The sequence below is a fragment of the Pseudomonas sp. genome, from assembly GCF_030690725.1.
Lineage (GTDB): Bacteria > Pseudomonadota > Gammaproteobacteria > Pseudomonadales > Pseudomonadaceae > Aquipseudomonas.
The window spans coordinates 107033-128393 of record NZ_JAUYGD010000004.1 but is presented as its reverse complement, the minus strand read 5'-3'; the positions used below and the strand labels follow the sequence as shown (position 1 = coordinate 128393).

The following is a 21361-nucleotide window of genomic DNA, read 5'->3' as shown; positions in this document are numbered from 1 at the left end:
ATGTGCCTGATCGTCCTGGCCTGGCGACCGGGCCATGCCCAGCCGCTGCTGCTGGCCGCCAATCGCGATGAATTCTACGAACGCCCCAGCCAGCCACTGGCTGAATGGCCCGATGTGCCGGGAGTAATTGCCGGGCGCGACCTGCAGGCCGGCGGCACCTGGCTAGGCGTCGGCCCTGACGGACGTTTTGCCGCCCTGACCAATATTCGCGACCCCGGCCAGGCTCAAGGCAGCCGCTCACGGGGCGAGCTGCCGGTGGCCTTTCTCGCCGGCAGCCATAGCATCGAAGATTTTCTGCATGACCTGCATGAGCGGCGCCACCACTACAGCGGCTTTAACCTGCTGCTCGGTGACAGCCAGCAACTCTGGCACTTCAACTCCCTAACCGGGCGCGCCACACCATTGGCGGAAGGCGTGCACGGCCTGTCGAATGCCGACCTGGACACGCCCTGGCCCAAGCTGCAACGGGCCAAGCAGGCACTGCACAACGGCATACATGAGCCACAGCCGCAGATGCTGCTCAAGCTGCTGGCCGACCCCACCCGCGCGACGGATGCTGAGCTGCCGCAAACCGGCATCGGCCTGACCGGCGAACGCCTGCTCTCCAGTGTGTTTATTGCCAGCGTCACCTACGGCACGCGCGCCAGTACTGCGTTGATCGTCAATGCCGACGGCAGCCGCGTGCTGGCCGAGCGCACGTTCGGCAGCAATGGCAGCTGTTTAGGTGAGGTTGTGTTGCAGTGTTGATGCCGCTCAGGTGCCGCTCGCGGGCTCGCTGAATTTATCAAGGGTAAACAGCGGCGAGGCAATCGTCGGATCGTCGGCATCGGCCACCAGCAGCGGCCGACCATCGGCCTGGAAAGCCAGCCCCTCGATCTTCACCACCGGCGTCAGACGGCTCAGCTCGACGATGCTCAGCTGTGCATCCAGCCGCCCGAGCACACTGCCAACGCAGGCACCGTCGAGGTAGCTGGAGTCGGTAGCCTCCGCCGTCGCGGTGAAATACAGCGCGCCACTGGGTGCCACGCTGAGATCGGTGAGGCTTAGTGGCACGCCGTCCAGCTCCGGCAATTGCAGCGGCACAATCCGCTGCAGCGCGGCGGCGCTCAGCTGCCCATCCTGCAGATCGCGCAGCACCTGGGGTAAATCGAGCAGCACCAGGGCATTCTCCCGACCTCGACCGTTGCCACGTTGCGCCAGCAGCAACTGCTCGTGATAGACCACGCTGCCTTCGATATTCAGGTCCTGAAAGTGCTCGGCGAGCGCCTGGTACAAGGGGCTGAGGTCGATAACGCGCACGCTGCCGGCCTCAACCAGACAGCCGCGGCAGCGACGCTTGGTCGAACCCGAACCGAGCGCCAGCAGGCAGTCGCCTGGTAATGACAGCAACGCTTCGAAGTCAGGTTTAAGACGTTTGCGCTGCTTGGCATCCTCGGGCAACTCGCCGGGCAGCAGGGTCAGCTCAGCCTGCCAGTCGCCACTCAGGCTGTAGCGTTGCAGCACCAGCGCATCGTCGGCCAGCACCCACAGACTCTGGCCCTGACGCACCAGTGCGCTGGCCGCCGACAGGCGCAGGGTAGCCAGTTGGCGCAGCGCCAGGAGCTTATCTGCAGGGTTCAGCACGAGCGGCGGGCGCTCATGCCTGGATATCTGACGCTGGATTGATCATGCGGCCCAGGCCGAGGTTGCGCAGGGCCAGTTGCAGGGTGCTGTGAATCACCTGCGGGTTGTCGATGCTCATCACCTGGCCGAGCAATTCCTGGGCCTTGCCCATGCTGATCTGGCGCAGCAGCCATTTCACCTTGGGCAGGTTGGTGGCGTTCATCGACAGGCCATCGAAGCCCATGGCCATCAGCAACACAGCGCACGCCGGGTCACCGGCCATCTCGCCGCAAATGCTCACTGGCTTGCCTTCGGCATGGGCTCCGGCCACTACCAGGCGCAGCGCCTGCAGCACAGCCGGATGGAGGAAGTCGTAGAGATCGGCGACGCGCGGGTTGTTACGGTCCACGGCCAACAGGTATTGGGTCAGGTCATTCGAACCGACCGAGAGGAAGTCGACTTGGCGCGCCAGTTCGCGCACCTGATAGACCGCCGCAGGAATCTCGATCATCACCCCAACCGGTGGCAGCGGCACGTCGGTGCCTTCGTCGCGCACCTCGCCCCAGGCGCGGTGAATCAAGTGCAGCGCTTCTTCCAGCTCCTGAATGCCGGAAATCATCGGCAGCAGAATGCGCAGGTTGTTCAGCCCTTCGCTGGCCTTGAGCATGGCGCGGGTCTGCACCAGGAAGATTTCCGGGTGGTCGAGGGTGACGCGGATGCCGCGCCAGCCGAGGAAGGGGTTGTCTTCCTTGATCGGGAAATAGCTCAGCGCCTTGTCGCCGCCGATATCCAGGCTACGCATGGTCACCGGCAGCGGGTGGAAGGCGGCCAGCTGCTCGCGATAAATCGCCAGCTGTTCCTTCTCGCTGGGGAAGCGTTCCTTGATCATAAAGGGCACTTCGGTGCGGTACAGGCCAACGCCTTCGGCACCGCGCTCCTGCGCACGTTTTACATCGGCGAGCAGGCCGGTGTTGACCCACAAAGGCATGCGGTGGCCGTCGAGGGTTTCGCACGGCAAGGCGCGCAGTGCATCAAGACCCTGGGCCAGCTGGCGCTCTTCCTCGACCACTTCGGCGTATTGCTTGCGCAACACTTCGCTGGGGTTGGTGAACACCTCACCGTGGTAGCCGTCGACGATCAGCTGAATGCCGTCGATCTTCGAATACGGCAGATCAACCACACCCATGACAGTGGGAATACCCATGGCCCGGGCAAAGATCGCCACATGGGAGTTGCCTGAGCCCTGCACCGAAACCAGACCGACCAGCTTGCCTTCCGGCACTTCGCCGAGCATCGCCGGCGACAGCTCTTCGCTGACCAGAATGCAGTTGTCCGGGTACACCAGGGTCTGCTGACGCGCCTGCTGCAGATAGGCGAGCAGGCGCCGGCCGAGGTCTTTTACGTCGCTGGCGCGTTCGCGCAGGTAGGCGTCGTCCATCAGTTCGAAACGGTTGATGTGCTCGCCAATCACCTGACGCAGTGCGCCCTGGGCCCACTGGCCTGTGCGGATGACCTTGACCACCTCGTTACCCAGGGCGGCGTCTTCCAGCATCATCAGGTACACGTCGAACAGCGCGCGCTCTTCCGGGCGCAGCTGGGTGGCCATCTTCGCCGACAGCGCGCGCATGTCGCTGCGCACACCTTCCAGGGCGTTATTGAACAGAGTCAGCTCGGCGGCGATGTCATCGACGGTCTTATCCGGCACCACCTCCAGGTCGGCCGGCGGCAATACCACCACCGCTGTACCCACGGCCGCGCCAGGCGAGCCTGGCACGCCGACGAACTTGGCTTCCTGAATGCCCTTGCCCTGACGGCCCAGGCCGCGAATCGAGCCTGTGGCCTCAGCGTGGGCGATAACCCCGGCGAGCTGGGCGCTCATGGTGACCAGGAAGGCTTCTTCACCTTCGTCGAACTGGCGCTGTTCTTTCTGCTGGATGACCAATACACCCATCACCTTGCGGTGGTGAATGATCGGCGCGCCGAGGAATGAGGCGTAACGCTCCTCACCGGTCTCGGCAAAGTAGCGGTAGCGCGGGTGTTCGGAGGCGTGTTCGAGGTTGAGCGGCTCTTCGCGCGTACCAACCAAGCCAACCAGGCCCTCGTTGGGGGCCATGCTGACCTTGCCGATAGCCTTCTTGTTCAGACCCTCGGTGGCCATCAGCACAAAGCGGTTGGTTTCCGGGTCCAGCAGGTAGACCGAGCAGACCTGGCTGCCCATGGCCTCGCGCACCCGCTGCACGATAATGCCCAGCGCCGCCTTGAGGTCCTTGGCGGCGTTTACTTCCTGGACAATCTTGCGCAGCGTATTGAGCATGCTTGGCTCTAGCCTGTGTCAGTCCCGAGCCAAAAGGCGCGGAGCGAGTTCCTTGAGGGCGCGACGGTAAACCTCGCGCTTGAATGTCACCACCTGGCCCAGCGGGTACCAGTAACTGACCCAGCGCCAGCCGTCGAATTCCGGCTTGCCAGTCAGGTCCATGCGTACCCGGTCTTCTGCGCCCGTTAGACGCAGGAGGAACCACTTCTGTTTCTGCCCGATGCACAGCGGTTGGCTGTGCGTGCGCACCAAACGCTGAGGCAGACGATAACGCAACCAACCCCGGGTGCAGGCGAGAATTTTCACATCCTGCTGTTCCAGGCCGACTTCTTCATTCAATTCGCGGTACAGCGCTTCTTCCGGCGACTCATGGTCATTGATCCCGCCTTGCGGGAACTGCCAAGCGTCCTGGTTTATCCGACGCGCCCACAGTACCTGGCCGTCATCATTGGTCAGAATGATGCCGACATTCGGGCGAAAACCATCGGAATCGATCACGGCACACAACCTCGTAAACGCCTGAATTTAAGACATGCGGGCATTGTTCCACAAAGGCCGCGGCAGCAGCAACGCGAGCGGGGCGCGTAATAGGAATGACCTACAAAAGCCGTTATTCTGGCCGCCTTTCGTGGCTGGCAATCAAAGGTGCTCCCGTGCGTTTGGCTTTATTCGATCTCGACAACACCCTGCTCGGCGGCGACAGCGATCACGCCTGGGGCGATTACCTGTGTGAGCGCGGCATCCTCGACGGCATCGCCTATAAGGCGCGCAACGATGACTTCTATCAGGACTACCTGGCCGGCCGCCTGAACATCACCGACTACCTGAACTTCAGCCTGGAAATCCTCGGCCGCACGGAAATGGTGCAGCTGGAGCAGTGGCACCGCGAGTTTATGCGCGACTGCGTCGAGCCGATCATCCTTGCCAAAGGTGAAGCGCTGCTCGCCGAGCACCGCGAAGCCGGCGACAAGCTGCTGCTCATCACCGCCACCAACCGCTTCGTCACCGCGCCGATTGCTGCGCGCCTTGGGGTCGACACCCTGCTGGCCACCGAATGTGAAATGGCCGACGGCCGCTACACCGGACGCACCACCGACGTGCCGTGCTTCAAGGAAGGCAAGGTCACCCGCCTTAACCGCTGGTTGGCGGAAAGCGGCCTTAACCTCAACGACAGCTACTTCTACAGTGACTCAATGAACGACCTGCCCCTGCTGGAGCAAGTCACTCACCCCTTCGCCGTCGACCCCGATCCAAACCTGCGCGCCGAAGCAGAAAAGCGCGGCTGGCCGGTGATCTCGCTGCGCTAAACTGGCTGCAAATAAAAACGCCGCCTGATCAGGCGGCGTTTTTTATTGCGGTATTGATCAAGCTGGCTTGGCGCCCATCAACCCCATGATCACCAGCAACAACAACACGATCAGCACGGCATAGGCCGCGCAGAAACCCAGCAGGCGCTTGGGTGCTGGCGCGCCATTAAGGGCTTGCCAGGTGCTCAGGCGGCCCGCCAGCAGCAGCCCGGCAACCATCAACACACCAAACAGCACGCTGCTAAGCAGCAGCCAGGTTTGGCTCAGCGGCAAACCGATAAGGTCAACCAGCAACCAGCCGGTTACCGGCAGGCTCAGGGCCAGCAGGCCGAGCACCGGCATGCTGATCAAGCGGGTGCGTTTCAGCTTGCGCTGCAAGATGGCGGCATCACCGCCACGCGAGGCCTTCCATAACATAAACAGATGCACCAGCACCCCAACCAGCAAGAGGATGCCGGGCAGCATGTGCAGCATTTTCAGCAATGGGTAATGTTCCATTGTTTCAGTCCTACCGGGTTTCCGGCTTATCCAAGAAAGAGTTTGTACGCCGGGTTATCGCTCTCATCCCAGTAGGGATAGCCGATGGCTTCCAGCGCCGCTGGCACCAAATGGCGCTCGGCCTGCGGCACCTGCAGGCCCGCGACCACTCGACCATCGGCCGCGCCGTGATTGCGGTAGTGGAACATCGAGATGTTCCAGCGCCCACCTAATTTCTGTAAGAAATTGAACAATGCACCCGGACGCTCAGGAAACTCGAAGCGGTAAACGCACTCATCCGGCACCGCTGCCGCATGACCGCCGACCATATGGCGGATATGCAACTTGGCCAGTTCGTTGTCAGTCAGGTCCAACACCGGGAAGCCCTGGTCGCGCAGCCCCTGAACCAGCGCGGCACGCGGGTCACTTTCCGGGTGGGTTTGCACGCCGACAAAGATGTGCGCCTCCTTATCTTCGTGATAGCGGTAGTTGAACTCGGTGATCTGCCGCTTACCGATGGCCTCGCAGAACGCCTTGAAGCTGCCCGGCTGCTCGGGGATGGTCACGGCGATGATCGCTTCACGCTTCTCGCCCAGTTCGGCGCGCTCAGCAACGTGGCGCAGACGGTCGAAGTTGACGTTGGCCCCCGAGTCGATACCCACCAGCACCCGCCCACTGCAGCCTTCACGCTCCACATACTTTTTGATCCCGGCCACGCTCAGCGCACCGGCCGGTTCGGTGATCGAACGGGTGTCGTCGTAGATGTCCTTGATCGCCGCACAGATCTCGTCGGTGCTGACGGTGATCACCTCGTCGACATGGTCCTTGCACACATCAAAGGTGTGCTGGCCGATCTGCGCCACGGCCACGCCATCGGCAAACAGCCCAACCTGCGGCAACACCACGCGCTCCCCTGCGGCCATGGCGGCCTGCAGGCAGTTGGAGTCGTCCGGCTCGACGCCGATCACCCGAATTTCCGGGCGCAGGTATTTGACATAGGCGGCGATTCCCGCGATCAGGCCGCCACCACCCACCGGCACGAAGATCGCATCGAGCTGGCCCGGCTGCTGACGGAGGATCTCCATAGCCACAGTGCCCTGGCCGGCGATGGTGTGCGGGTCATCGTAGGGATGGATATAGATGTAGCCTTTCTCATCCACCAATTTCAGCGAATAGGCCAGGGCCTCGGGGAAGCTGTCGCCATGCAACACCACCTTGCCACCACGCGAACGCACACCCTGCACCTTGATCTCCGGGGTGGTCTTGGGCATCACGATGGTAGCTTTGACCCCCAGCACCTTGGCCGCCAGCGCCAGACCTTGGGCATGGTTGCCAGCCGAGGCAGTGACCACGCCACGCGCCTGCTCTTCAGCGGAGAGTTGCGCCAGCTTGTTGTAGGCGCCACGAATTTTGAACGAGTACACCGGCTGCAGGTCTTCGCGCTTGAGCAGAATCTGGTTGCCCAGACGCTCGGTAAGCTGGTTGGCGGCTTGCAGCGGGGTTTCCACCGCCACGTCATAGACGCGCGAGGTGAGGATCTTCTTGACGTACTGTTCGAGCATGGCGGGCATCGCAGGCGGCTTTTCAGGGAGTCCGCGAGTCTACCCCAGCGTTGCGCCGAACGACCATACAAGCAGACCACGCGAGAGCTACTGCGCTCGTTGATGCGGCGTTAAAAACAGGCTCGGAATGCTCATGTACAACAGTACTCTCCGCTTCCTCGCCTGTTTTTGCCTTGCCTGACCTTCGCTCGCTACGCTCTCACGCGGCCTGACAGGCAGGGTTTTAACGTCGCCGGCCCAGCCGCGCTATAATTCGCGCCTTTCCTCACTCCCACGCCAGGCCCCACGATGAACCAGGATCAACTCAAGCAAGCCGTCGCCCAGGCTGCTGTCGACTTTATTCTTCCCAAACTCGACGCCAAGAGTGTGATCGGAGTCGGCACTGGCTCCACCGCAAACTGTTTTATCGATGCCCTGGCCAAGCACAAGATGGAGTTCGACGGCGCCGTCGCCAGCTCCGAAGCCACCGCCGCACGCCTCAAGGGCCATGGCATTCCGGTGTATGAGCTGAACACCGTCAGCGACCTGGAGTTCTATGTCGACGGCGCCGACGAGAGCGACGAGCACCTCAATCTGATCAAGGGCGGCGGCGCGGCCCTGACCCGCGAGAAAATTGTCGCGGCTGTGGCGCAGACCTTTATCTGCATTGCCGACGCCAGCAAGCTGGTGCCGGTCCTCGGCGCCTTCCCACTGCCGGTGGAAGTGATCCCGATGGCGCGCAGCCATGTAGCGCGCCAGCTGGTCAAACTCGGCGGCGACCCGGTGTACCGCGAAGGCGTGGTGACCGACAACGGCAATATCATCCTCGACGTGTTCAACATGAGCATCACCGACCCGGTGACCCTGGAGCGCGAGATCAACGCCATCGTCGGCGTGGTCACCAATGGCCTGTTCGCTGCCCGTCCGGCCGATCTGCTGCTGCTCGGCACCGCTGAAGGAGTGAAAACGCTCAAGCGCGCCTGACGCTTAGAGCGGCAATAGCTGGCGGCTGTGCAAAAATGGATCAAGTCGGCAGACAGCTCGCGCCCTTGGCGTCATGCTGCTGGGATTGCTTAGCAGGTCGTTAAAACGTAATCAGGATCGTTAGGGAGTTTTATGTCCGCATTCGTCTCGTCCGCCCATGATCGCCAGTTGGAGCTCGCCGATCTGCTGCGTGAGCTGGTCGCCCAGGGTCGGACCAATCAGGACAATGCCGAGCAATGTCTGACGATCCGCCGCAGCGCGGTCAACAATAAGCAGCACCCGCTGGAATTTCTCGCGGCCCAACAACTCGACGACCTGAAGAAGCCCGGCAAGAAGCTTGACCTAGAAGATCTGACCGTCTGGTTGGCGGAACAATCCGGGCAGCCTTATCTACGAATTGACCCACTGAAGATTGATGTCGCCGCCGTCACCCCGCTGATGTCCTACGCCTTCGCCCAGCGCCACAAGATTCTCGCTGTGGCGGTGGACAACGACAGTGTAACCATCGCCAGCAGCCAACCACTGGTGCACAGCTGGGAAGCCAATCTGATCCATGTGCTTAAGCGTCCGATCAAGCGCGTGGTGGCCAGCCCGACGGAGATCCAGCGCTTTACCGTAGAGTTCTACCGCCTGGCCAAATCGGTCAGCGGCGCCTCGGCCGGTGATATGAAAATCAGCGGGGCCGGCAACTTTGAGCAACTGCTCAACCTTGGCGCCCAAGACCAAGAGCCCGATGCCAACGACGCGCATATCGTTAATATCGTCGACTGGCTGTTCCAGTACGCCTTTACCCAGCGCGCCAGCGATATCCATATCGAGCCACGTCGCGAACAGGGCAGCGTGCGTTTTCGCATCGACGGAGTGTTGCACACCGTCTATCAATTCCCGCCCCAGGTGACCATGGCCATCGTCAGTCGCTTGAAAAGCCTCGGGCGGATGAACGTTGCAGAAAAGCGCAAACCGCAGGACGGCCGGGTGAAGACCAAGACCCCGGACGGCGGTGAAGTAGAACTGCGCCTGTCGACACTGCCCACCGCCTTTGGCGAGAAGATGGTGATGCGGATTTTCGACCCAGAAGTGCTGCTGAAAAGCTTCGATCAGCTGGGTTTCTCCGCCGATGACTTGAAGCGCTGGCAGAGCATGACCAGCCAGCCCAACGGCATCATTCTGGTCACCGGACCGACCGGCTCAGGCAAGACCACCACGCTGTACACCACGCTCAAGCAACTGGCCACGCCTGAGGTTAACGTTTGCACCATCGAAGACCCGATCGAGATGATCGAAGGGGCCTTCAACCAGATGCAGGTGCAGAGCAATATCGACCTGACCTTCGCCAGCGGGGTGCGCGCACTGATGCGCCAGGACCCGGACATCATTATGGTCGGCGAAATCCGCGACCTGGAAACCGCCGAGATGGCAATCCAGGCGGCGCTCACCGGCCACCTGGTACTCTCGACGCTCCACACCAACGATGCACCCAGCGCCATCACTCGCCTGCTAGAGCTGGGCGTGCCGCACTACCTGCTCAAGGCCACCCTGCTCGGCGTGATGGCGCAACGCCTGGTGCGTACCCTGTGCCCACACTGCAAGGCACCGCAGACCCTGGATGAAGACGGCTGGCAGAGCCTGACCAAACCCTGGAGTGCGCCGCTGCCGACCCAGGCCTGCAGTGCCGTCGGCTGCCTGGAGTGCCGCGACACCGGCTACCGCGGCCGCGCGGGGGTGTATGAAATCATGCTGATCAATGATGCGATGAAACCGCTGATCACCGCCGACACCGACCTGATTGCGCTGCGTCGACATGCCTTCAAGGAAGGCATGCGCAGCCTGCGACTGTCCGGCGCGCAGAAGGTCGCCGCCGGCCTGACCACCATTGAGGAAGTGCTGCGGGTTACCCCGCAGAGCGAGCAGAAATAGCCTTAATGATCTGCTGCGCGTCGGCCCTACTGCGTTGAAAACAGGCTCGGAATGCTCATTTACATCAGTAAACTCCGCTTCCTCGCCTGTTTTCGCCTTGTATGGCTCTAGCTCGCGAGATCATGAGCAGGCTCTCAGCCTTCCCCGACACGACTCAGCGCCGCCACCCGCTGCGGTTTGCAATCCAGGTACGCGGAGGCTTTCAACCAGCGCTGATTGGAATGCCAGGCGAAGAGAAACTGCCCGCCCTTGAGCTGATCGACCACCATCCGCGCCACTTCCGGGCGCACCGCCGGGCAACCCAGGCTGCGGCCGATACGGCCATGTTTCTGCGCCCAACGCGGGTTCACATAACCGGCGCCATGAATCACGATGGCACGCTCGCGGGCCAGATCATTCAGTCCGGGTTCCAGACCATCCATACGCAGGGAATAACCATGCTTGCCGCTGTAGCTTTCAGCGGTGCGGAATAACCCCAGACTGCTTTGATGGCTGCCCAACCGATTGGAGAACGCCTCGGCGAAGTTCTCCCCGGACTTGCGCCCGTGAGCGACAAAATCACGTAACAGCAAACGCTTGCGCTGCAGATCGAAGATCCACAACCTCCGCTCGGTGGAAGGCCGCGAATAATCGATCACCGCCAGTCGGCGCGCAGGCTCAGCGCCATGATTGACCGCGCACTGCATGGCCGCCAGCGCATGCTGCAATGCCTGCTGATTAAGCCCAGGGGCAATCCGCGCCAAATCCCTGAGCAGCCCATCCTGCTCCGCGGCGGTCACCGACAACGGCATCCACGAAAGCCATAAGCCAATCAGGCAGAACCTGCCAAGACGTCCAAACATTGCGCAAATACCTCTAGTACCTTCGGACGTCCTGTCACAAGATCCAACCATCGCCCGCCTATACTGGCTGCGGCCAAGTTGTTCTTAGCCCATGGAATGGAGCAGTAGATTGTTCAAAAAACGCACACTCTACCTGAGCGCCGCTCTGCTCAGCCTGCCATTGGTCGCCAATGCCGCCGACGCGCCCTTTGCCACCAGCGCCGATCTGCGCCCATTGCTGGCCCAACTAACGCAGCACTGCAGCCCATTACCGACAAGCCTAGACGAGAATGCTCAGCGCCTGCTGCACGCTTTTTATGCGCAACGCGACGGCCAACCGGCCTGGCAGAGCAGCGAACAACTGCTGCAATTGCGCGAACAGCTGGCGCAATTGGCCGATGACGGTCTGCAGCCCAACGACTATCTGCTGCCCAGCCTGATTGCGGAAAGCTTCGCCGAGCAGCGCGACTGCGCCGAACTGCTGACCAGCCACAGCTACCTGCAGGCCCTGCTGCACCTGCGTCGCGGCCGTTTGCTGCAACAGCGCCTGGAACCACTGTGGCAGGCGCCTGGGCAGACCAACCCGGACCCGCAACTGGCGACCCTCTCGCTGGCCCTGCTGCATCTGCACACACCGGCCCTGGCCTTTACCAGTGCGCGGCCGGCTACCGTGCAATACCAGCGGCTGCGTAACGCTTATGCGCAACAACGCCTACAGCCGCTACAGGAGTGGACGACGCTCGCCAGCGGCCCACAGCTCAAACCCGGCGGTAAGGATGCGCGACTGCCAGCATTGCGCACACGATTAATCGCCCAGGGCTACCTGGCTGCACCGCTGGAAGAGCTGGGCAGCACCTACGACCTGGCCACGCAAAGTGCCCTGGAGAATTTTCAGCGCGACCACGGCCTTAACCCGGATGGCATTCTCGGCCCCGCCAGCCTGACCGAGCTGAATATCAGCGCACAGACGCGCCGTGAGCAGCTGCGCGCCAATCTTGAACGCTTGCGCTGGCTGGCCGACACCATGGGTGATGCCGAAATACTGATCAATGTCGCCGCCGCCGAAATCCAGGTGCAGCGCGATAACCAGCTGCTTTGGCGCAGCCGTACCCAGGTCGGCCGCGCCGAACGGCAAACGCCGCTGCTCGCCTCCAGCATTGTGCGGCTGACCCTCAACCCGACTTGGACAGTGCCGCCGACCATCCTGCGCGAAGACAAATTGCCGGCCATTCGCGACGACATCAGCTACCTGGAACGCCAGCAGATGAGCGTACTCGACCGCGACGGCAACCTGCTCGACCCGCACAGCATCGACTGGGACAACCCCGGACCGATTCGCCTGCGCCAGTCGGCCGGCAGCCATAACCCACTCGGCCGCGTTGCCGTGCGCTTCGACAATCCATTTGCGGTTTATTTACACGACACTCCCAGCCAGCAGCTGTTCAGCAAGGCGCCGCGCGCCTTCAGCTCGGGCTGCGTAAGGGTCGAAGCCGTCGACACCCTGCTCGCCTGGCTGCTCAGCCCGGATGAGCTGAGTAGCGTGCAGACGCGCATCGCCAGCGGCGAGACGCAGCAGTACCGCCTGCAACACCCGGCGCCGCTGCTGATTGCCTACTGGACCGCCGAAGCCACAAAGGGCGGAGCCCTGCGCTACTACCCGGATATCTATGCGCGTGACGCCCGCCTGATAAACGCCCTGGCGCCAAGCGTGCACTGATTCGCATGCATGACCGTTGATCGGCGCACCTTGCAACACCATCGACAGCTGCGCCAACGCCAACTGTGCTTAGATACCTGAACCGCTAATCAGCAGACCTCACTCGCCAAGGAGCTACATCACATGGAAATCGGCAGCGTCATTTTTCTTTTTGTCGGCCTCGCCGTCGCCATCGTCTTTATGGGCTTCAAGGTTGTGCCGCAGGGCTACGAATGGACAGTGGAGCGCTTCGGCCGCTACACCAACACCCTCAAACCGGGCCTGAACATCATCGTGCCGATCATGGACAAGGTCGGCCGCAAGCTCAACGTAATGGAAAACGTACTGGATATTCCGCCGCAGGAAGTCATCACCGCCGATAACGCCACGGTGCAGATCGACGCCATCTGCTTCTTCCAGATCATCAACTCGGCCCAGGCGGCCTACGAGGTGAACAACCTCGAACACGCCATCCGCAACCTGGTGATGACCAATATCCGTACTGTGCTCGGCTCCATGGAGCTGGATGCCATGCTCGGCCAACGCGACGCAATCAACGAGAAGCTGCTACGCACCGTTGATGAAGCCACCGCGCCCTGGGGCATCAAGATCACCCGTATCGAGATCAAGGACATCAGCCCACCCGCCGACCTGATGGCCGCCATGTCCGGGCAGATGAAAGCCGAGCGGATCAAGCGCGCACAGATTCTCGAAGCCGAAGGCCTGCGCGCCGCCGCCATCCTTACCGCCGAAGGGCAGAAGCAGGGCGACATCCTCAAGGCCGAAGGCCAGCGCCAGGCCGCCTTCCTCGAAGCCGAAGCGCGCGAACGTGCCGCCCAGGCAGAAGCCGAAGCCACGCGCATGGTTTCCGAAGCCATCGCCCAAGGTAACGTGCAGGCGGTTAACTACTTCGTTGCGCAGAAATACATCGAAGCCCTCGGCCAACTGGCCAGCGCCAACAACAGCAAAGTCATCCTCATGCCGCTGGAAGCCAGCCAGGTAATCGGCGCCGTCGGCGGCATCAGCGAAATTGTCAAAGCCACCTTCGGTGAGAAGAAGGGTTAAGCCATGTGGGACTTTTTACAGCACCTGTCGTACTGGAACTGGCTGGCGTTCGGCACGCTGCTGCTGATCCTCGAAGTGTTTGGTGCCGGCGGTTACCTGCTGTGGATCGGCCTGGCCGCCGCCAGCGTCGGCCTGCTGACCTTTATCTTCCCAAGCCTGCCCTGGGCTGCGCAGTTCATCCTGTTCGGCCTGCTGTCGATACTCACGGCGGTGTTCTGGTGGCAGCGCCAGCGCAGCGCAGCCAAGCCTTCCGACCAGCCGGGGCTGAACCAGCGCGGCAGTGAGTTTCTCGGGCGCCAGTTCGTTCTGCATGAAGCCATCCAGGACGGCCGTGGCAAGATTAAGGCCGGCGACTCGCTATGGCTGGTCAGCGGCCCGGAATTGCCGGCCGGCAGCGCGGTCAAGGTAATCGGCCAGGACGGGGTAATTCTCAAGGTAGAAGCCTACCAATGAGCCCGTTGCAGATTGCGCCGCTGCCCGCGGCGCAGGATGCAGCCGCCCTGGAGTTGCTCGACCAGGCATTCGCCTCGGACCCGACGCTCGCTTGGTATCTGCTCAGCGAACAACCCGGTTACGCCCCGCGCAGGCGCGCTTACCTGCAGATCTACCACCAGCTGCATCGCGCCAACCGGCTGCCTATCCTCGCGGCCTGGCAAGCCGGACAATTGCTGGGAGTGAGTTACTACAACCCGGGGCATCACGAGATCGATCCGCACAGCCTGCAGCAAGCCGGCCAGGCCATCGCCGAACACTGCGGCGTAGCCTGCCTGGAGCAACTCGATCTACTGATCGAAAGCTTCGAACGGCATCTCGGCGCCACGTCCTTCGCCCTGATCGAATTTATTGGCGTGGCCAGCGGCCAGCAAGGCCGCGGCATAGGCAGCGCCTTGTTGGCGCAAACCCTGGCCGACTGCCGGCAGCAGGCTTGCCCCGGGGTGGCATTGGAAACCGGTGAGGCGCGCAATCTTGCCCTGTACCAGCGCCACGGCTTTCAGCCAAGCGGCCACCTACACCTGCCGGGGCTGCAGCAGCACTACCTGCAGCAAAGCTGGCCAACCCCCTAAAAAACTAAGCCTCGACAATGCGAGGCTTGGTTTACTGCTTGAGCGCTGGCACTCAGGCGTCGCTGTCAGCGGTGGCCTTGTAAGCGGCCGCATCCAGCAGCTTGTCCAGCTCGCTGGCATCGCTCGGCTTGAGCTTGAAGAACCAGCTGCCGTACGGATCGCTGTTGACGCTTTCCGGGCTGTCGGCCAGGCCGTCGTTGATCGCGATCACTTCACCGGAGACCGGTGCGTAGATGTCGGAGGCGGCCTTGACCGATTCCACCACCCCGGCTTCCTGACCGGCATTCAGGGTCTTACCGACTTCCGGCAGCTCGATGAACACCACATCACCCAGGGCTTCCTGCGCGTGATCGGAAATGCCTACGGTAACGCTGCCATCAGCTTCCAGGCGCGCCCACTCGTGGCTGGCGGCGTAACGCAGATCGGCGGGGATATTGCTCATGTGTCGTTCCTCATCTGACATGACGGCGACCACGCCGTCATGGAAATTTAGCAGGCCTTGGCCATACCGAAAGAAAGTCTTTAAAAACCTAGTGAGCCGCTCCAAAACGGGCGCTCTCGACCATCCATGGCCAACTCAATACTCAGATCAGGGCCTTGCCATTACGCACAAACGTCGGCTTGACCACTCGCACCGGGTACCACTTGCCGCGAATCTCAACCTCGGCGCGCTCCTGAGTCGACGCCGGGACGCGGGCCAGTGCGATGGATTTGCCCAGGGTCGGCGAGAAGCTGCCGCTGGTGATTTCGCCTTCGCCCACCCCTTCAACCCGCACCACCTGATGCGCACGCAGCACGCCGCGTTCTTCCAGCACCAGGCCGACCAGCTTGGAGGCGACGCCTTCAACCTTCTGCTTCTGCAGCGCGGCACGGCCAACGAAGCTACGGCTGGCCGGCTCCCAGGCGATGGTCCAGGCCATGTTGGCGGCCAGTGGGGTAACACTTTCGTCCATATCCTGGCCGTAAAGGTTCATCCCGGCTTCCAGGCGCAGGGTATCGCGCGCCCCGAGGCCAATCGGAGAAATACCGGCACCAACCAGCTCATTAAGGAAGGCCACCACTTCGCTGGCGGGCAGCATGATCTCCAGGCCGTCTTCGCCGGTGTAGCCAGTGCGAGCGATAAACCACTCGCCATCGGGCTGGCCTTCGAACGACTTGAGACTCTGAATCAGGTTGGCGCGCGATTGGCTGACCAGTTCGGCAGTCTTGCTGCGTGCATGCGGGCCTTGAATGGCCAGCATCGCCAGCTCGGCACGTTCATGCAATTGCACGTCGAAGTCGACGCTCTGCAGGTGCATCCAGGCCAGGTCCTTGTCGCGGGTCGAGGCATTCACCACCACGCGATAACCTTGCTCTTCATTAGTAGAGCAGGTGAGGTAAACGATCAGGTCATCCACCACCCCGCCCTGCTCGTTGAGCATGCCGCTGTACAGCGCTTTGCCGATGCTTTGCAGGCGCTCGATGTCGTTGGCCAGCAAGTGCTGCAGATAGGCCTTGGCCTGGCTGCCGCTGACATCCACCACGGTCATGTGCGACACATCGAACACGCCGCAGTCGCGACGCACCTGATGGTGCTCCTCGACCTGCGAGCCATAGTGCAACGGCATGTCCCAACCGCCGAAGTCGACCATCTTGGCACCCAAGGCGAGGTGCAGGTCATAGAGCGGTGTGCGCTGTCCCATAAGTGTCTCCTTGCGGGCTGGGCAGTGCAGCGGCAACCTGGCTGAGCCCAGACAATCGGGCACTGGCACGGGCTATCAAGATGATCGGCCGCTGCGAATGGCGCGCATTGTAGCCGCAACACCGGGGGCGGTCATCTTGGTCTTGGCTGTACTGAAGGAGCCTGGCGGGTTACGCCGCTACGCGGCTAACCCACCCTACCCGTGACGCCGCGCCGAACGGCGGATCAGCAAAATCACCGGCAGCAGACCGACCAGCACCAGCGTCAGGGCTGGCAGCGCGGCGCGCGCCCACTCGCCTTCACTGGTCATTTCAAACACCCGTACCGACAGCGTGTCCCAACCAAAGGGGCGCATCAGCAGGGTGGCGGGCATTTCCTTGAGCACATCGACAAACACCAGCAACGCCGCCGACAACGCACCCGGCACCAGCAGCGGCAGATAGACCTTAAAGAACAACCCGACGCCGCCCACGCCCAGGCTGCGCGAGGCTTCCGGCAAGGACGGGCGGATACGCGCCAGGCTGTTTTCCAGTGGCCCGTAGGCCACCGCCATAAAGCGGATCATATAGGCCAGCAGCAGTGCCGAGAGGCTACCCAGCAGCACCGGTTTGCCTGCGCCACCCAGCCAGCTGGACAGCGGCATCACCAGTTCGCGGTCGAGGTAACTGAAGGCCAGCATGATCGCCACCGCCAGCATCGAGCCCGGCAGGGCATAACCGAGGTTGGCCACGCCGACGGTTGAACGCATTAGCCGGGTCGGCGCCAGACGCCGGGAGAAGGCCAACAGCAAAGCCACGCTCACGGTGATCAGCGCCGCCATCGCGCCCAGATACAGGGTGTGCAGAATCAGGGCGCTGTAGCGCTCATCCAGATCAAAACGGCCGCGCTGCCAGAACCAGACGATCAGCTGCAGCACCGGGATAACAAAGCCGCAGGCGAATACCAGGCCGCACCAGGCAGTGGCGGCCAGCGCCTGGCCACCCTTGAGGTGATACAGCGCCTTGCCACGCGGCCGTTCATTTACCGGACGCACTGCACCACGGGCGCGGCGCTCGCCATAGAGCACCAGCATCACTGCCAGCAACAACAAGCTGGCCAGCTGGGTGGCGCTGGTCAGGCTGTAGAAGCTGTACCAGGTCTTGTAGATGGCGGTGGTAAAGGTGTCGAAATTGAACACCGAGACCGCACCGAAATCCGCCAGGGTTTCCATGATCGCCAGGGCCAGGCCGGCGCCAATCGCCGGGCGTGCCATTGGCAGGGCGACGCGCCAGAACGCGCGCCACGGGCTCAGACCAAGCACCCGCGCCGCTTCCATCAGGCCCTTGCCCTGGGCCAGGAAGGCATTGCGCGCCAGCAGGTAAACGTAGGGGTAGAACACCAGCACCAGCACGATGATCACCCCGCCGGTGGAGCGCACCCGGGGAAAGCGCACGTCACTGCCAAACCACTCGCGCAGCAGGGTCTGCAGTGGGCCGGCGAAATCCAGCAGGCCGACAAACACGAACGCCAGTACATAGGCGGGAATGGCAAACGGCAGCATCAGCGCCCAGTCCAGCCAGCGCCTGCCGGGGAACTCACAGAGGCTGGTGAGCCAAGCCAGGCTGACGCCGAGCAGCGTCACACCCACGCCGACACCCAATACCAGCACCAGGGTATTGCCGAGCAGACGCGGCAACTGGGTTTGCCACAGGTGCGCCCAGATCTGCTGGTCGACCTCGTGCCAGCTAAACATCAGCACGCTCAGCGGCAGCAGCACCAGCAAGGCAACGGCAAAGGCGATGGGATACCAGCGGTGCTGGGCAGGATGGGCCACGCAGAGTCCTCTACAGCGGAAAAGACAACGCCCCGCAAGTGCGGGGCGTCGGCAGTATAAAGCCAGCGCGTTACAGGGTGGAAAACCGTGACGGCTTTTCCACCTGCCGGCTTAGCCCTGGCTTAGTTCCAGCCGGCGCGATCCATCAACATGGTCGCTTCGGCCTGGCGCTTGCCAGCCACTTCGGTGGCGATCGAGTCAGCCTTGAAGGTGCCCCAAGCAGCGACTTCCTTGGACGGTGCAACCGCCGGGTTGGCCGGGAACTCCTGGTTAACGCCGGCGAAGATGGTCTGCGCTTCTTCGGTGGTCATCCACTCCAGCAGCTTGCGGGCTGCTTCGGCGTTTGGCGCGTGTTTGGTCACACCGGCACCGGCCAGGTTGACGTGCACGCCACGGTCGTTCTGGTTTGGCCAGTACGGCTTCACTTTCAGATCAGGTTGCTGCTGGTGCAGGCGGCCATAGTAGTAGGTGTTGGTGATGCCCACGTCGCACTGACCGGCGTCGATGGCCTGCAGCAGCGCGGTGTCATCGGCGAATACGTCAGTGGCCAAGTTGTTGACCCAGCCCTTGACGATTTCTTCGGTCTTGGCCGCGCCATGGGTTTCGATCAGGGTGGCGGTCAGCGACTGGTTGTAGACCTTCTTGCTGGTACGCAGGCACAGGCGACCTTCCCAGTTCTTGTCAGCCAGGGCTTCGTAGGTGCTCAGCTCGCTCGGTTTAACCCGTTCGGTGGAGTAGAAGATGGTCCGCGCGCGCAGCGACAGGCCGGTCCAGCTGTCGGTGCTGGAGCGATACTGGGCGGGGATATTGGCAGTGATCAGCTCGGATTTGGTCGGCTGCAGCACGCCTTCCTGCTCGGCTTGCCAGAGGTTACCGGCGTCTACGGTGATCAGCAGGTCAGCCGGGGTATTGGCACCCTCGGCTTTCAAACGGGCGATCAGCGGCGCTTCCTTGTCGGTGATGAACTTGACCTTGACCCCGGTTTTGGCGGTGTAGGCATCGAACACCGGCTTGATCAGCTCGTCGATACGCGAGGAATAAACCACCACTTCATCGGCGGCCTGCGCAGTGCTGGCCAACGCGGTGAGAGAGAGTGCGGCGAACAAGCCTTTGCTTACCTGCATGGATAGTGCCTCTTGGTATAGACGAGTTAAGGTGCCAAATACTAGTGAATGGCATTTAGGTTCTCAACTCGTTATCCATTTAAACCTGTAACAAGTGCCTTCAATCCTCCTTAGGCCACCGCCTGCTGCGCGGCCAACTGCTTGGCTTGCTCACGCAACACAAACTTCTGCACCTTGCCGGTGCTGGTTTTCGGCAGGCTGGTAAACACCACGCAGCCCGGCACCTTGAAGCGCGCCATGCGCTGCTGACAAAAAGCGATTACTTCCTCGGCCGTCAGCTCGGCACCCGGCTTGAGGGTGACAAATGCGCAGGGGGTTTCGCCCCATTTGGCGTGGGCCATGGCCACCACAGCGGCTTCAAGGATCTGCGGATGGCGATACAGCACGTCTTCCACCTCGATGGAGGAGATGTTCTCGCCGCCGGAAATGATGATGTCCTTGCTGCGATCCTTGATCTCCACATAGCCGTCGGCATGCCACACCGCCAGGTCGCCGGAGTGGAACCAGCCACCGGCAAACGCCTCGGCGGTGGCCGAGGGGTTCTTCAGGTAACCCTTCATCACCACGTTGCCGCGCATCATGATCTCGCCGATGGTCTGACCGTCTTTCGGCACCGGTTGCAGGGTGTCGGGGTCGGCCACCATCAGGCCGTCGAGCAGCGGCGCTCGCACGCCCTGACGGGATTTCAGGCGCGCGCGCTGCTCCGGGCTTTCGCTGTCCCACTCGCTTTTCCACTCGCAGGCCACGCTGGGGCCGTAGGTTTCGGTCAGGCCGTAAACGTGAGTAACGCGAAACTCCAGGGCTTCCATGGCTTCGATCACCGCAGCGGGTGGCGCGGCGCCGGCGGTGAGGACTTTTACCGGACGGGTTTTCAGGGCTTTCAGTGCGTCATCGGCGTTAGCCAGCATATTCAACACGATCGGCGCGCCGCAGAAATGGTCGACGCCATGCTCGGCGATGGCAGGGTAGATGGCTTCGGCGCGCACATGGCGCAGGCACACATTGACCCCGACATAGGCGGCCAACGCCCAGGGGAAGCACCAGCCGTTGCAGTGGAACATCGGCAGCGTCCACAGGTACACCGGGAAGCGGCTCATGTCCCAGCACATGGCGTTGGACAGCGCATTCAGGTGCGCACCGCGATGGTGATAGACCACGCCCTTGGGGTTGCCGGTGGTGCCGGAGGTGTAATTGAGGGAGATCGCCTGCCACTCATCGGCGGGCAACTGCCAGGGGTAATCGGCGTCACCTTCGGCGAGCAGCGCCTCGTAATCCAGCTGACCGATCAGCAGACCCTCGGCATATTCCGGATCGTCGATGCCAATCACCAGCGGCGGCTGCGGCAGGTGACCGACCACACGCTGCGCCAGCTCGCCGAACTCCTTGTCCACCAGCAGAACCTTGGCTTCGCCGTGCTGCAGGATAAAGGCAATGGCTTCGGCATCCAGGCGGGTATTGATGGCATTCAGCACGGCGCCACACATCGGCACGCCAAAGTGCGCCTCGAACATCGCCGGGCCGTTGGGCGCGATCACTGCCACCGTGTCGCCCAGGCCAATGCCGCGCTGGGCCAGGGCCGAGGCCAGACGAATACTGCGGCTGTAGGTTTCGCCCCAGGTCTGGCGCAGACTGCCATTGATCAGCGCCAGGCGCTGCGGATAGACGCTGGCAGCGCGCTCAAGAAAACTCAGCGGGCTGAGCGCCTGAAAATTTGCCGCATCACGGGGCATGCCGTATTCGTAAGGATTGACGCTGTGCATTGTTGTTCTCCAGCTGGGCAGATGTACGCAGAAACCATAACAGTCGTAGGGTTTTAGCGATGCGCTACCTTGGTCGAAACCGTGACTTGCAAGTCAGCAATCACGTCAGCATAGGCATCCGAACAGCCATGCTGGGTGCTTGATCGCGGCGCAATAACCGCCGCAGAGCGCTTTGGCCTGTATGACAAGCCTCCA

The 21361-nt window shown here is 62.2% G+C and carries 19 protein-coding genes; 8 read left to right on the top strand and 11 right to left on the bottom strand.

Going from position 1 to position 21361, the window contains the following annotated elements; genetic code table 11:
• Entirely contained in the window at positions 1-747 is a 747-nt protein-coding gene (locus tag Q8O69_RS00970; protein WP_305589030.1) for an NRDE family protein, read from the top strand.
• Between the two features lie 6 nt (positions 748-753).
• Here Q8O69_RS00970 and Q8O69_RS00965 read toward each other — a convergent pair whose 3' ends face one another.
• From Q8O69_RS00965 to Q8O69_RS00955, 3 genes are read right to left on the bottom strand one after another with little or no spacing between them, the layout of a single operon-like run.
• Positions 754-1623 (bottom strand): hypothetical protein, encoded by an 870-nt coding sequence (locus Q8O69_RS00965; protein ID WP_305589028.1) that lies wholly within the window; start codon positions 1621-1623, stop codon positions 754-756.
• 13 nt (positions 1624-1636) lie between these two features.
• Positions 1637-3916 (bottom strand): phosphoenolpyruvate--protein phosphotransferase, encoded by a 2280-nt coding sequence (ptsP, locus tag Q8O69_RS00960; protein WP_275960325.1) that lies wholly within the window; start codon positions 3914-3916, stop codon positions 1637-1639.
• Positions 3917-3934: 18 nt separating this feature from the next.
• Positions 3935-4414 carry an RNA pyrophosphohydrolase gene (locus Q8O69_RS00955; RefSeq protein ID WP_305589027.1) on the bottom strand — a complete coding sequence of 160 codons (480 nt, stop codon included), beginning with the start codon at positions 4412-4414 and terminating at the stop codon, positions 3935-3937.
• 155 nt (positions 4415-4569) lie between these two features.
• Here Q8O69_RS00955 and Q8O69_RS00950 point away from each other — a divergent pair, with 155 nt between their 5' ends.
• A complete protein-coding gene (locus Q8O69_RS00950; RefSeq protein ID WP_305589026.1) occupies positions 4570-5223 on the top strand; it encodes an HAD family phosphatase in 654 nt (217 codons plus the stop codon).
• Positions 5224-5280: 57 nt separating this feature from the next.
• Here the strand turns inward: Q8O69_RS00950 and Q8O69_RS00945 are convergent, their stop codons facing one another.
• Together Q8O69_RS00945 and ilvA are read right to left on the bottom strand one after the other, a co-directional pair.
• A complete protein-coding gene (locus Q8O69_RS00945) occupies positions 5281-5721 on the bottom strand; it encodes a DUF2269 family protein (protein WP_305589025.1) in 441 nt (146 codons plus the stop codon).
• A 26-nt stretch (positions 5722-5747) separates the two neighbouring features.
• Entirely contained in the window at positions 5748-7262 is a 1515-nt protein-coding gene (gene ilvA / locus Q8O69_RS00940; protein WP_305589024.1) for a threonine ammonia-lyase, biosynthetic, read from the bottom strand.
• Positions 7263-7550: 288 nt separating this feature from the next.
• Between ilvA and rpiA the strand changes: the two genes are divergently transcribed.
• Both rpiA and Q8O69_RS00930 read left to right on the top strand, forming a co-directional pair.
• Positions 7551-8225, top strand: a complete 675-nt coding sequence (gene rpiA, locus Q8O69_RS00935; RefSeq protein ID WP_305589023.1) for a ribose-5-phosphate isomerase RpiA — start codon at positions 7551-7553, stop codon at positions 8223-8225.
• 132 nt (positions 8226-8357) lie between these two features.
• Complete coding sequence (locus Q8O69_RS00930; RefSeq protein WP_305589022.1) at positions 8358-10142, top strand: GspE/PulE family protein; 1785 nt, start codon at positions 8358-8360, stop codon at positions 10140-10142.
• Between the two features lie 134 nt (positions 10143-10276).
• On the opposite strand, the gene Q8O69_RS00925 is transcribed toward Q8O69_RS00930, so the two are convergent.
• Positions 10277-10984 carry a murein L,D-transpeptidase catalytic domain family protein gene (locus tag Q8O69_RS00925; protein WP_371136029.1) on the bottom strand — a complete coding sequence of 236 codons (708 nt, stop codon included), beginning with the start codon at positions 10982-10984 and terminating at the stop codon, positions 10277-10279.
• A gap of 109 nt (positions 10985-11093) precedes the next feature.
• Here Q8O69_RS00925 and Q8O69_RS00920 point away from each other — a divergent pair, with 109 nt between their 5' ends.
• From Q8O69_RS00920 to Q8O69_RS00905, 4 genes are all read left to right on the top strand, one after another.
• Positions 11094-12680 (top strand): murein L,D-transpeptidase, encoded by a 1587-nt coding sequence (locus tag Q8O69_RS00920; RefSeq protein WP_305589020.1) that lies wholly within the window; start codon positions 11094-11096, stop codon positions 12678-12680.
• 123 nt (positions 12681-12803) lie between these two features.
• On the top strand, positions 12804-13724 hold the full coding sequence (locus tag Q8O69_RS00915; RefSeq protein ID WP_275960318.1) for an SPFH domain-containing protein: 921 nt from the start codon (positions 12804-12806) through the stop codon (positions 13722-13724).
• 3 nt (positions 13725-13727) lie between these two features.
• The gene (locus tag Q8O69_RS00910) at positions 13728-14177 is read left to right on the top strand and encodes an NfeD family protein (RefSeq protein ID WP_305589019.1); all 450 of its coding nucleotides are present in this window, start codon (positions 13728-13730) and stop codon (positions 14175-14177) included.
• The gene (locus tag Q8O69_RS00905; protein WP_305589018.1) at positions 14174-14788 is read left to right on the top strand and encodes a GNAT family N-acetyltransferase; all 615 of its coding nucleotides are present in this window, start codon (positions 14174-14176) and stop codon (positions 14786-14788) included. Before Q8O69_RS00910 ends, Q8O69_RS00905 begins: the two co-directional genes overlap by 4 nt.
• A 52-nt stretch (positions 14789-14840) precedes the next feature.
• On the opposite strand, the gene gcvH is transcribed toward Q8O69_RS00905, so the two are convergent.
• From gcvH to Q8O69_RS00880, 5 genes are all read right to left on the bottom strand, one after another.
• Entirely contained in the window at positions 14841-15230 is a 390-nt protein-coding gene (gene gcvH / locus Q8O69_RS00900) for a glycine cleavage system protein GcvH (protein WP_305589017.1), read from the bottom strand.
• Between the two features lie 142 nt (positions 15231-15372).
• The gene (gcvT, locus tag Q8O69_RS00895) at positions 15373-16470 is read right to left on the bottom strand and encodes a glycine cleavage system aminomethyltransferase GcvT (RefSeq protein WP_305589016.1); all 1098 of its coding nucleotides are present in this window, start codon (positions 16468-16470) and stop codon (positions 15373-15375) included.
• Positions 16471-16665: 195 nt separating this feature from the next.
• Positions 16666-18282 carry an iron ABC transporter permease gene (locus Q8O69_RS00890; RefSeq protein ID WP_305589015.1) on the bottom strand — a complete coding sequence of 539 codons (1617 nt, stop codon included), beginning with the start codon at positions 18280-18282 and terminating at the stop codon, positions 16666-16668.
• A 122-nt stretch (positions 18283-18404) separates the two neighbouring features.
• Entirely contained in the window at positions 18405-19406 is a 1002-nt protein-coding gene (locus Q8O69_RS00885) for an extracellular solute-binding protein (protein ID WP_305589014.1), read from the bottom strand.
• Positions 19407-19516: 110 nt separating this feature from the next.
• A complete protein-coding gene (locus tag Q8O69_RS00880) occupies positions 19517-21166 on the bottom strand; it encodes an acyl-CoA synthetase (protein WP_305589013.1) in 1650 nt (549 codons plus the stop codon).
• Positions 21167-21361 lie beyond the last annotated feature (195 nt).